Genomic DNA, 12561 nt, shown 5'->3' on the forward strand with positions numbered 1-12561 from the left:
AGCGTTCGTTCCCTTCACCTATTTTAACCAATTATACACCCAACGGATTGGGAAATATAAAATCACAAACATCGCTAAATTAAATGCCAAGGTCGGGCCCAGCGTGTTCACTAAAAACGCGCTACCAGCTCCGGTATTTAACCGCATCGCTCGGCTAGCCAAGTAGCCCAGACCTTCCACCACGGTAATGTCGATAAAGTAGATCAACAGGCCGCTCAAAAAATTGGGCCGAATCCAGCTCGCTAGCCGGCGGGTCAGGTAAACGACGAGGGGGAAGATGAAGACGGCTATCCCGAAGATTCCGGTATAGTACAAATCAAACACGGCCCCCGCGACCGCAGCCCACCAGCCTAATGGCATGTCAAACGTGCCATCGTCGGCTTCAAACAGTACACCACACACTAACCACAAGACAACCAGATGACTGACCATGGCGGTTGGGTACCGAAACATTTGGACACTAAAGACTTGGCTAATCGATCCGTCTAGAAAGAGTGCCAGAAACAAGAAGACGGGAAAGCCGAAGCGTAACTTTGATAATCGATACACGACTAGTCCCCCCTACTGCTTGCTGACGGCAACGGTGACGATGTTCAGCGCACTGAGATCCGTGGCTGGGGTGATGTATAACTTCGTTGCCAACCCGTAGTCTGATCCGGTTGCCTTAGCCACCGTACCGACGTACAGGCCCTTTGGCGTCACGCCACCCAGACCACTAGTCACGACCTTGTCACCCTTGGCGAGCTTGGCCTTGGTCGTGATGTTGTCCATCGTAATCTGCCCCGTCGTCGCCTTGTAGCCACTCAGGACCCCGTTGACCGTCTTGCCGGACTTGGTGGTAATTTGAACCGCAAACCGGTTGGACGCATCATTGTTGTCGGTGATCAGTTCCACCTTGGAATTGGTCTTGTTGACTTCAGCGACCCGCCCAATCAAGCCAGAACCAGACATGACGGGCATGTTCTTCTTAACGCCCGCAGCGGCCCCCTTGTTGATGACCACTTGGCTTTGCCATGAAGATGGCGTCCGCGTGATCACGGCGGCAGAAACGGCGGTGTAGTCCGTCAGCGAAGCGTTCAACTTCATTTCTTTTTTCAGTTGCTTGTTTTCTTTAGCAAGCGTTTGGTCCCGGACCTTGGTCTGAGCCAGTTCACTCACTTGCTTCTTTAACTGTTGGTTTTCCTGATACGTGTTCAGTAATTCCGAAATGGAACTGACAGAGCCACTCAACCCATTGGTGGGAATCGCCACGACGCGGTCAACCAAGCCGACAATGTCGTTACCAAATTGTTGAACCAGGGGCGGCGTTGACTTCTTGTTACGCATGGTCACGGACACCGTCATCAAAGCAAAGCTAACAATCACGCAGACAATAATGATAACCAGTCGGCGATTGAGAGAAAATTTCTGCATGTTTGACCTCCATCTTGTGGGTATGGTTTTAGTTTGCCCATACCGTCACAATAAAGAAGCGGGAAGCTGCCTTCCCGCTAGTCCCTATTTTTTCTTCATGACATCGATACTCTTTAATGACTCCCCAGTACCAGCGGCCACACAATCTAACGGGTCGTTTGCAATGGAAACCGGCACCTTGGTTGCGTCCGCAATGACTTCAGATAAGTTCTGCAGCAATGCGCCCCCACCAGTCAAGACGATACCGTGATCAATCACATCGGCAGCGATTTCTGGTGACGTTTCTTCCAGGGTTTCTTTGATAGCCGTAATGACGTCTTGAACGGGTTCTTGGATGGCTTTGGCCACGTCGACAGCGGAAACTTCCACGGCCTTAGGCAAACCAGTGACCAGATCACGCCCACGAATCGTGGCGCCGTCGATCTTTTCGGCCGCTTCAACGGAAGCAGACCCGATATCCATCTTCAGCTTTTCAGCGGTCCGTTCACCAATCAACAGGTTGAAGTTCGAGCGGACGTACGTCGCAATGGCGTCGTCCAGCTTGTCACCGGCAACCCGAATAGAACGACTGGAAACGATCCCACCCAAGGAAATGGTGGCAACGTCGGTAGTCCCACCACCCATGTCAACGACCATGCTACCGGTTGGGTCCATAACGGGCAAACCAGCACCAATAGCCGCAGCGAATGGTTCCTCGATCACGTAAGCGTCACGAGCACCAGCTACCCGGGTCGCATCGATCACGGCCCGCTTTTCAACTTCCGTTACGCCGCTAGGCACACAAACCATCACGTAAGGCTTACCGTTCGACTTACCTACCGTCTTTTCGATGAAGTACTTCATCATGGCAACGGTCGTATCGTAATCGGCAATCACGCCGTCTTTCATGGGCCGAATGGCAACGATGCTAGCCGGGGTCCGGCCAATCATTGCGCGTGCGTCTTCACCAACGGACACAATTTCCCCAGACTTTGTGTTCTTGGCGACAACGGAAGGTTCGCGAAGAACGATACCTTTCCCGTCAACGTAGACAATCGTATTGGCGGTACCCAGATCGATCCCAATATTTTTCGTTCCTAATCCGAACAATGTGTTTCATCCCTTCATTGTCAACAAAACTTTAATTGATTTTTATTTTTGTACATTGATAGACGTATTATAACATACCTATCTACGTGAGAACACGTCGTCAATGTCAAGAATACCGAACTTTTAACGAGAAAGAAATAGGAAAGACGGATTTTAATCAGTTTTTAAAGGTTCTGTCGCATTTTCTTCCCCGTTGCCCGGTAGTTGGCCCGCTTCTCGTAGGCTAAAATAACTGTGGATGCCCACCACAAAGCCGTCCAACAGCGGAATCCCCATCAACCGGCCACAATCGGCCAAACGCCGCATGAAAGAAAGGTCATTGGGCGATGGCTGCGGCAGTCCGCTGGGATGATTGTGGGCGACCACGATAGCCGCGGCCCCGTTCATGACGGCGAGTTGAAAGATCTCGCGGGGATGGACAGGACAACTATCTAACGTTCCCTGAAAAACCGTCTGACGGGCAATGATCCGGTGCTTGGCGTCCAAGGCCAAGACTTCAACCCTCTCCTGTTGTAAATAGCGCAGGTCATCCATCAGCGCCTGACCTAACTGGCTACTAGCCGTCACCTCACCCAAGATGGGCCGAGGCGCCTGTTGGACCCAACGTCCCAGATCAATGGCCGTCAGTAGGCTGCGGCGCTGTGCCCGACCACCCACGTAGGCGCGGCACTGCCGATGACTGGCGTAACGCAGGTTAGCCACGCTGTGGAAATACTGAAAGAACCGCTCACTCTCCGTGATATGCGGCAGCCCCAGACTCTTGAGAACCTGGCCCACTAGTTGGCGTTCGTTGTGGATCGTCATTTTTTGTCGTTGCATCTCACTTCACCCCTCTACGGATTAACTCCGTAAAAAAGGCAGATTTATTTGTCAGAATCTTTAAAATATTGCCGGACTTCTGAAATAAAGTATAACGACCCGGTCAACAGCACCAGATCATCCGCTGAGATGCTAGCCAGCACGGTCTTCAGCGCGGTTGGCCAGTCCGGTGCCATGGTAATGCGCTTGTGGCTCGCCACAGCATCCTCCAGCTCCTTAGGCGTGGCCGCCGCCCGTTTACCCGGCCCCTGGAACTGCGTCACGACCAGGTGGACCTGAGGCACGGTCATCAACGTCTTGACCATCTGCGTGTACTGCTTATCCGCCAGTACGGCCAGGATAATGTAAATGTCGTGACCAGAAAAATGTTGTCGTAGTAAGCGAGCCATTTCCACCATGGCTGGCTCATTGTGGGCGCCGTCAATGGCAATCAGCGGTTCGTTCGTTAACCGTTCAAACCGCCCCGGCCACGCGGTGTGTTGCAGACCTTGGCGAATCTCAGCGATGTCGACCGCCGTGTGCTGTTCTTGATGATACGTGATATACGCCGTCAGTGCAGTCGCCGCGTTGTCGATTTGATATTGACCTAACAAATCGATCTGTAAATGGCGCCAGCGGTGGTCGCCCCAGACGTACCCAAAGCGCTCGCCCCACTCACTGCCGGGTTGGTTGGTCACCCGAAAGTCCCGGTCAAGCGCCCGTACCTGGGTGTCATTGGCCGCGGCCGTCTGGTCCATCACCGCCAAGGCGTCCGGGGTCAAACGGCCACAAACGACCGGTACACCGGGCTTGATGATGCCCGCCTTTTGTGTGGCGATCTTAGGAATCGTGTCGCCCAAAATCTTCATGTGGTCCATGCCAATCGTGGTAATGACGGACACGGCGGGGGTGATGATGTTGGTCGAATCATATTTGCCACCCAGCCCGACCTCAACGATCACCACGTCGACCGGATGGGCCGCAAAGTAGCAGAACATCAAGGCCGTATCGATTTCAAACTCGGTCGGCCCCTCTGGCCCCAATTGCGCGTCCAACTGGGCCACGATGGGTTCAATGTGCTGGACATCGGCCAACAGATCAGCGTCACTGATGGGCTCGCCATTGGTACTGATACGCTCATTAAAGCGGGTAATAAATGGCGAGGTAAAGGTCCCCACCGTCTCGCCCTCCGCCATGAACAGGTCCCGCAAAAAGGCGACTGTGGAGCCCTTGCCATTGGTCCCGGCCACGTGGATCATCTTGAGTTGGTCCTGGGGATTACCCAGCAAGGCCATGAACTCTCGCATGCGGGTCAGCGTCGGTTTCTTCTTGAACCGGTCGCGCCCGTGAATAAACTGTAATGCCTCGGCATACGTCTTGATCAAATTGAAAACCTCCCGGATAGTCACTGCCTCCCAGTTTAGCAGATTCCCCCTGTTGTTGCCTAGCTTTGTGGCGGAGAATTTTAGCAACTTTGGTGGGAGTTGGCCGCCTTACCGTTCGTCAAATATGGGCCGTGACGCTGTGGGCGGACGGGGCGAGCCAAAGGGCGGTCTCGCCACCTCACGGCTGAGCCCATATTTGACGAACTCTCGACTACGGTTGGTCGTTGCCAACGATAGTCCCAGTGCTCTTGTTAACTGACAACGTATCAGTCTCAATTACTATCAGCAATGGCCTTGAGAACCAATCATCCCCAAGACTGACAAACTCCTGGTTAACTTAGACGCCTCGCCAGACAAACTCGATTGACCCATACAAAAAGTGGAACCCCAACCGTCACCGATTAGCGTTCCACTTCATTTTAAAATTAATAGGCTAATACCTGTTCCTGAACTAGCACATCGTTACTGACACATGCTAACTCGCTGAAGGCAACTGGTTTCGCTACTCTTAAGAGTTCGAACGCTATCGTCCGCAGATTTACGAATTAACGTTTCACCCTCTAATTAAAGTTGTGCCTTGATGTCAGCCAACCGTTGCTTGGTTGCGGCCAACTTCTTTTCGTTATCAGCTTGCTTTTCGCGTTCCGCGTTGACCACGTCTTCTGGCGCGTTGGCGACGAAGCGTTCGTTGCCTAACTTCTTGGTTGCCCGTTCCACTTCAGACGTGAACTTGGCAACTTCCTTGTCCAGACGCTTGGCCTCATCGTTCAAGTCAACCAATTCGGCCAGTGGGACCGAGACTTCGGCGCCAGTGATGACCGCCGTCATGGCTAGCTTCGGTGCGACCAGGTCGGCGCCAATTTGCAAGTCCTTCGGGTGAACGAACCGGTCGATGTAGTCGCGGTTGGTCTCGAAGACGTGTTGTAGCTTGTCGTCACTGGACTTGATCTGCAAGTCGATTGGTGTGGACATTGGCGCGTTAGCTTCGGCCCGGATGTTCCGGACGGCCTTGATCAAGTCGATCAGGCTGGTCATATCCGTTTCCGCCGTGGCGTTGTCGAATTCTGGGTGATCGACTGGGTAAGCCGCCGTCACTAGGGATTGCCCGTCATGTGGCATGGCTTGCCAAATGGCTTCCGTCACGAATGGCATGATTGGTTGTAACAGGCGTAAGGTCTGGTCTAACACGTAGGCCAACAGGTCCTGCTTGGTAGCCTTAGCCGCCGCGTCATCGCCGTTCAAGACTTCCTTACTCATTTCGATGTACCAATCACAGAAGTCGTTCCAAATGAAGTTGTAGAGGGAACGGCCGGCTTCACCGAACTCAAACTTGTCAAACATTTCCGTAACGTGCTTGACCGTGTCATTCAAGCGGCTCAAGATCCACTTGTCAGTCAGGTCCCACTTGTCAGCGGCAGGCACGATTGGCTTGGTGTTCTCGCCCAAGTTCATGATGACAAACCGGCTGGCATTCCAGATCTTGTTGATGAAGTTCCAGGCTGCGTCCATCTTGTCATAGCTGAACCGCACGTCTTGCCCCGCCGTCGACCCAGTGGATAAGAACCACCGCAGTGCATCGGCACCGTACTTGTCGATGACGTCCATGGGGTCGATCCCGTTGCCCAAAGACTTACTCATCTTGCGCCCGTCTTCGGCCCGAATCAGCCCGTGTAAGAGCACGTGTTTAAATGGCCGCTTGCCAGTGAATTCCAGGCTTTGGAAGATCATCCGGGAAACCCAGAAGAAGATGATATCGTAACCGGTAACTAACGTGTCGGTTGGGAAGTAACGTTTGAAATCAGCGCTATCCTCATTTGGCCAACCCATCGTGGAGAATGGCCACAGGGCACTGGAGAACCAGGTGTCCAAGACGTCGGGATCTTGTTCCCAGTTTTCGATGTCCTTCGGTGCTTTTTCGTCGACGTAAACTTCGCCGGTCTTTTTGTTGTACCAGGCTGGAATCCGGTGACCCCACCAGAGTTGCCGTGAAATGACCCAGTCGTGAACGTTTTCCATCCATTGCGTGAAGGTATGTTCAAATCGTTCTGGCACAAAGTCGACCGCATCGTCACCCTGCTGGTTCTTAATGGCGGCTTCGGCCAATGGCTTCATCTTCACGAACCACTGCGTTGATAACCGGGCTTCGACTTGGACCCCGGTCCGTTCGGAATGCCCAACGGAATGGACGATTGGGTCGACCTTTAACAGTAACCCTTGGTCGTCCAAATCAGCGACCATGGCCTTACGGGCGTCAAAACGATCCATGCCAGCGTATTTGCCAGCCTTCTCGTTCATTGAGGCGTCTTCGTTCATGGTGTTGATGCGTTCCAGGTTGTGACGGTTACCAACTAAGAAGTCGTTCGGGTCATGGGCTGGAGTGATCTTCACCATCCCGGTCCCAAAGTTGATATCAACGTATTGGTCAGCGATGATTGGAATGTTGCGGTTGGCCAAAGGCAAGACAACTTCCTTGCCAACCAATTCCTTGTAACGGTCATCGTCGGGGTTAACGGCCACGGCGGTGTCCCCCATCATGGTTTCAGGCCGCGTCGTCGCAATTTCAATGTAGTGCTTGCCGTTGAAGGTGAAGTCAGGGTCAGCAAATGGGTACTTCACGTGGTAGAAGGCCCCTTTGTCGTCTTGGTGAATAACTTCGATATCGGACAGCGCTGTCCGGGCTTGCGGATCCCAGTTGATGATGTATTCGCCACGGTAGATGAGGCCCTTCTTGTAAAGGGTTACGAAGACCTTCTTGACCGCGTCAGACAGGCCGTCGTCCAGCGTGAACCGTTCACGAGAGTAGTCCATGGACAACCCCATCTTGGCCCACTGTTTGTGAATGGTCGCGGCGTATTCGTCTTTCCATTCCCAAACCTTGTCGACAAACTTTTCCCGGCCGAGGTCGTAACGGGTAATGCCTTGTTCACGCAACCGGGCTTCCACCTTGGCTTGCGTGGCGATACCGGCATGGTCCATCCCCGGTACCCATAACGTGTCGAAGCCTTGCATCCGCTTTTGCCGGATGATCATGTCTTGTAACGTGGTGTCCCAGGCGTGGCCTAAATGCAGTTTACCTGTGACATTTGGCGGTGGTAAGACGATGGAATAAGGGGTCGCCTTTTTATCCCCACTGGGTTTGAAAACATCTTCGTCCAGCCAAGTCTGGTACCGACCCGCTTCAACGGCGGTCGGATCATACTTAGTTGGCATATCAATTTGCTTATCTGCCATTTGATTCAATTCCTTTCTTGGCTACGGAAGCTAACGATCTAGGCGTAAAAAAAGACTCCTCATCCTAAAAATTAGGACGAAGAGTCTTCGCGGTACCACCTAAATTGGGCGTTCATGCCCCACTTAACTTCTTTGTTAACGGAGAGTGCTCCGGTTTGGCTTACTTTTGGGTTCAGCCCAACAGCTCACAAGCTACGTTCACGCAAGCGTCTCACCAGGTTTCCACCATTCCCGGCTCGCTATGACAGACGGTCTCACGCTACTGACTTGCTCAATGCTACTTTCACAGTTTACGCAATTTCTGACTAAAGGTCAACACGTTTGACCAACTTTTCCAGGGCATCAATAGCCGCCAGATAGTCGGGTTCGTCAGTTTGTTCAGTCACAATTTGCCGGTAAACGATCTTACCCGTCTCATCGATGATCCAAATCGACCGCGCCAAGTTACCTAAGTTCGGGACGTACAGGCCCATTTCGTAGCCAAACGACAATTCTTCGTCTGACAACAAATCGACGTTTTCGACACCCTGAGCCGCGCACCAGCCAGTCTGTTCGGCAATAGAATTGTTCGAAATCGTGGCAAAACGCGCATCTGGATAGTGATCCGCCTGCTGGGTGAACTTTCGCGTTTGAATCGTACATACTGGTGTATCCAGGTCTGGAACAACGCTAATCAGGGTAACTTTGCCAATCAAATTGGCGGTCTTGACCTTCTTATTTTCCTGATCGAATACCTTAAACTTTGGTAACTGATCTCCTACTTCTGGCAACGTACCAGACAAGGAGAATGTATCGCCGAGTCGTGTGACTTCCACGCAGATCAACCCCTTCAGTTGTTTATCGGCTCTCACCGATTAGTTACACCAATTATCGCGCAACTCCGGGGGTAATGACAAGCATTTTGCCATAAAATCATGAAAAACTCTGGACGACGTGTTCTGACCGGCTGCGGGAATAGCAGTGCGCTTGCTATCATGGCGTACGGCTACCTGGCATCACCCCCACACCTGTGGGGAATACTCCCACCATTCTTGGCTCTGCCACCGGCGTTTGGGATCACCCCCACACCTGTGGGGAATACACCACTTTTTTAAGATCCGACCCTGTTAACGCAGGATCACCCCCACACCTGTGGGGAATACCACCTCATGGATGATGTGAGCTGTATCATCAGCGGGATCACCCCCACACCTGTGGGGAATACTTCAGCGCCAGCGCTTCCCAAGTTGCGGCATGGGGATCACCCCCACACCTGTGGGGAATACAATTATAGCATAGCAAGGGGTGGCTCGCTTTGAGGATCACCCCCACACCTGTGGGGAATACTTAAGCTTGAATATGTTTGTCGAACTTAAAGCGGGATCACCCCCACACCTGTGGGGAATACCGGCAAGAACTTGTTGTCCGTCATGACCGTTTGGGATCACCCCCACACCTGTGGGGAATACACCAAAACTTGACAAAAGCAGCCTTCGAAGAAAGGATCACCCCCACACCTGTGGGGAATACCGCAAGGAAGCAGAGTGGCTATATCGTCGGGGGGGATCACCCCCACACCTGTGGGGAATACTCGGCAAAAATTACTTGCGCAACGTCACTGATAGGATCACCCCCACACCTGTGGGGAATACCCGCCTATGTGAAGTTAGTGGTGAAGACGGATGGGATCACCCCCACACCTGTGGGGAATACCAATTCTTGCTGTTAGCATTGGGGTCATTACTGGGATCACCCCCACACCTGTGGGGAATACATTCTATGGCCCATTTTTGACGCGTAAGAGCCGGGATCACCCCCACACCTGTGGGGAATACCAGGAGCAGCTGATGGCAGATAACCGCGAGCAGGGATCACCCCCACACCTGTGGGGAATACGTGTCCACCTGCTCCTGACTCACATCGGACTTAGGATCACCCCCACACCTGTGGGGAATACACTAAACAAATCCCGTCAGACCGGCATTCTGATTTTGCGAAAACCCGAATTTTGTTTAACTTGTTTTTACCAGCATACCTTAACTTCGCTGGATTCTCAACCAAATTTCTCATGACGAAAAGCCCAGGCAGTCATCCCACCTGGGCTTCATTTTTACTTATAGTAATTCAGCGAAGACATCTTCATTTTGATTGAGGTAGTTGTCTCCTGGCCGGATTTCTGTGATGACAATGCCGTCCAGTGCCTCTTTCATCAGACCATCTACGTCGATGTAGCCCTCGTACTTCCGGGACTTTTCCAGGCTCGGATGCGTCTTGGGTGCTGGCGGCGTGAAGATGGTACAGCAGTCCTCGTATGGCAGGATAGACAGGTCATAGGTGTCAATATTTTCGGCAACCTTGATGATTTCCGTCTTGTCCATGGACAGCAGCGGCCGCAAGATTGGCATAGACGTCACATCATTAATGGCCGCCATACTTTCCAGCGTCTGTGACGCCACTTGGCCCAGGGATTCACCGTTGAAGATTCCCTTGGCGTGCCGCATTTCAGCGATAGCCGCCGTCAACCGTAGCATCAAGCGCCGTTGAACCGTCATCAGATAGCCCTCGGGCACCCTTTCCTTGATGGTCTCTTGGATCTTGGCAAATGGCACCTGGATGAACTGAATACCACCCGAGTAACCGGCCAACCGCGCCGTCAGTTCCTTGGCCTTGGCCAGGGCTTGTTCGGACGTGTATGGCGGACTGTAGAAGTGGACCATGTCGATCTTAACGCCACGGCGCAACGCGTAGTAGGACGCGACTGGGGAGTCAATTCCCCCAGACAACATCATGACCGCCTTACCACCGGTACCGACTGGCAAACCGCCAGCCCCCTGAATGGTTTCGCCAGACAGGAAGACCCCGTTCATCCGCACTTCGACCCGTAACTCCAGGTCCGGGTGCTTCATTTGAACCGTTAATCCCGGCACGCTTTCCAGAATCGTGCTCCCCAGGATTTCGTTCATTTGATAGGTATCGTAGGCAAATTCCTTGTCTTGCCGCCGGGTGTTGATTTTAAAGGTCATCCCTGGCTTGAAGGCCTCTTTGACCATTGCCACGGCCGTTTCCTTGATGGCATCGATATCTTTGTCCACCTTGACCGATGGCGAGAAATTTTCAATCCCGAAAACACCCTTCAACCGGTTCATGACGGCATCTGAATCTTCCCCGTTCAAGGTAACGTGCAAGCGATCGTGTTGTGCTTTTACTTCTAGGCCCTCAAAACTGCTGAGCGCCTTACGGACGTTTTGGCCAAGCTGTTTGATGAAGTCTTTTTTGTTTTTCCCCTTCGTCGACAGCTCGCCGTAACGGACCATAATTTCACTATATTCCATTGCGCGACCCCTTTCGTGATTTAGCTTAACTTGGCAAATTGCGTGTAAAGTTCGTCAAAGACTTGGTTAAATTTCTCGGCTTCCGCCATGGTGTTGTGTTCGTCCAGTGAGATCCGCACGGCACTGGTGGCAATGCCATCGTCGACCTTCATGGCCTGTAACGTACTGGACTCCACGTGCTTCTTGGAAGAGCAAGCGCTGGTCGTGGAAATGTAGATGTCGTGTTCCTCGAAGGCGTGGACGATGGTTTCGCCACGGACACCGGCAATTGCGAAACACAAGATGTGCGGCGCAAAGACGGGCAGATCCTTGGAGAAAATCGTCACGTTCGGGAATTTTTCCACATGATGCAAGATAGCCAACCGAATGTCGCGTTGCCGTTGGACCTTGGCCGCTTCGTCATTGAGTAACAAGCGTAAGGCCTTGGCCATTGCGGCGATTGCTGGCAGGTTTTCGGTCCCAGAACGCAGATTCCGTTCCTGACCCCCACCGGCCATCAGCGGCGTGATTTTCCGGCCTTGGCGTTTGTACATGAAGCCAATCCCGCGGGGCGCATGGAACTTATGCCCAGAGAACGTGACGAAGTCGACCCGATCATTAAAGATCTTGTCGGCTAAGCCCTTACCGATTCCCTGAACAGCATCGATGTGCCAGTGAATCCGGGGAAAGTCCCGCATGACGGCCGCAATTTCGTCGAGCGGTTGGACCGCACCGATTTCATTGTTGACGGCCATCGTAGAGACCAGAATCGTGGTGGGCTTGATGGCCGCCCGCAAGTCATCTGCGGAGACCCGGCCGTTTTCATCAACGGGCAGGTAGGTCACTTCAAAGCCCTCTTGCTTCAGCTGTTCCATGGAATTGTGCACGGCGGGATGTTCCACCTCGGTGGTGATCAGGTGGTTGCCAAATTCACGTTTGGCCATGGCCGTTCCCTTGATGGCCCAGTTATCGCCTTCGGTACCGCCACTGGTGAAGAGAATCTCACTCAGCTTGGCACCCACTAAGTCAGCGATTTGCTGGCGGGACTGCTCCAACAGGTTAAATGCCTGTTCACCAAATTTGTGCAAACTTGATGGGTTACCCCAGTAATTTGCGCTGACCTTCGCGTAAGTATCAACCACTTCGGGCGCTGCCTTAGTGGTCGCACTGTTATCAAAATAAATCATGCTGAACCCTCTTATCCTTTTCTAATTGGTTCGACTCCAATAGAAATTCCTTTTCATTATAAACACAAACGTTGCTAACCACAAGCCTTTCAGCCAGAAGTACTTCCGTGTAAGCGATACCTTACCACCACCGAATAGGTATTAATCTTAAATTTGCTATTCTCAGCA

At 52.5% G+C, this 12561-nt stretch carries 9 protein-coding genes, 1 CRISPR repeat array and 1 other annotated feature; all 9 genes read right to left on the reverse strand.

The genetic code is table 11. From position 1 onward, the window contains the following. Positions 1-18 precede the first annotated feature (18 nt). The 9 genes from mreD to NGM66_RS05195 all read right to left on the reverse strand — a co-directional run bounded on the left by mreD (position 19) and on the right by NGM66_RS05195 (position 12393). Complete coding sequence (gene mreD / locus NGM66_RS05155) at positions 19-549, reverse strand: rod shape-determining protein MreD (protein ID WP_208910084.1); 531 nt, start codon at positions 547-549, stop codon at positions 19-21. Positions 550-561: 12 nt separating this feature from the next. Beyond that, complete coding sequence (gene mreC, locus NGM66_RS05160) at positions 562-1413, reverse strand: rod shape-determining protein MreC (protein WP_208910086.1); 852 nt, start codon at positions 1411-1413, stop codon at positions 562-564. Between the two features lie 84 nt (positions 1414-1497). Continuing rightward, entirely contained in the window at positions 1498-2502 is a 1005-nt protein-coding gene (locus NGM66_RS05165; RefSeq protein ID WP_125575288.1) for a rod shape-determining protein, read from the reverse strand. Between the two features lie 153 nt (positions 2503-2655). Continuing rightward, positions 2656-3321 (reverse strand): JAB domain-containing protein, encoded by a 666-nt coding sequence (locus NGM66_RS05170; protein ID WP_208910088.1) that lies wholly within the window; start codon positions 3319-3321, stop codon positions 2656-2658. Between the two features lie 44 nt (positions 3322-3365). Beyond that, positions 3366-4685, reverse strand: coding sequence for a bifunctional folylpolyglutamate synthase/dihydrofolate synthase (locus NGM66_RS05175; protein WP_208910090.1), 1320 nt, complete (start codon positions 4683-4685; stop codon positions 3366-3368). 564 nt (positions 4686-5249) lie between these two features. Next, entirely contained in the window at positions 5250-7916 is a 2667-nt protein-coding gene (locus tag NGM66_RS05180) for a valine--tRNA ligase (protein ID WP_208910091.1), read from the reverse strand. 69 nt (positions 7917-7985) lie between these two features. After that, positions 7986-8200: a binding site (T-box leader), on the reverse strand. Between the two features lie 21 nt (positions 8201-8221). After that, positions 8222-8731 (reverse strand): thiol peroxidase, encoded by a 510-nt coding sequence (tpx, locus tag NGM66_RS05185; RefSeq protein ID WP_208910094.1) that lies wholly within the window; start codon positions 8729-8731, stop codon positions 8222-8224. A 177-nt stretch (positions 8732-8908) separates the two neighbouring features. Continuing rightward, positions 8909-9852: direct repeats of the CRISPR family, unit length 28 nt; unit sequence GGATCACCCCCACACCTGTGGGGAATAC. A 157-nt stretch (positions 9853-10009) separates the two neighbouring features. Beyond that, positions 10010-11227 carry a tRNA uracil 4-sulfurtransferase ThiI gene (gene thiI / locus NGM66_RS05190; RefSeq protein ID WP_208910096.1) on the reverse strand — a complete coding sequence of 406 codons (1218 nt, stop codon included), beginning with the start codon at positions 11225-11227 and terminating at the stop codon, positions 10010-10012. 20 nt (positions 11228-11247) lie between these two features. After that, positions 11248-12393: a cysteine desulfurase family protein gene (locus NGM66_RS05195; RefSeq protein ID WP_208910098.1), complete on the reverse strand. Its 1146-nt coding sequence runs from the start codon at positions 12391-12393 to the stop codon at positions 11248-11250. Positions 12394-12561: the final 168 nt, after the last annotated feature.

Source organism: Levilactobacillus yiduensis, from assembly GCF_024718525.1.
GTDB classification, from domain to species: Bacteria; Bacillota; Bacilli; order Lactobacillales; family Lactobacillaceae; genus Levilactobacillus; species Levilactobacillus yiduensis.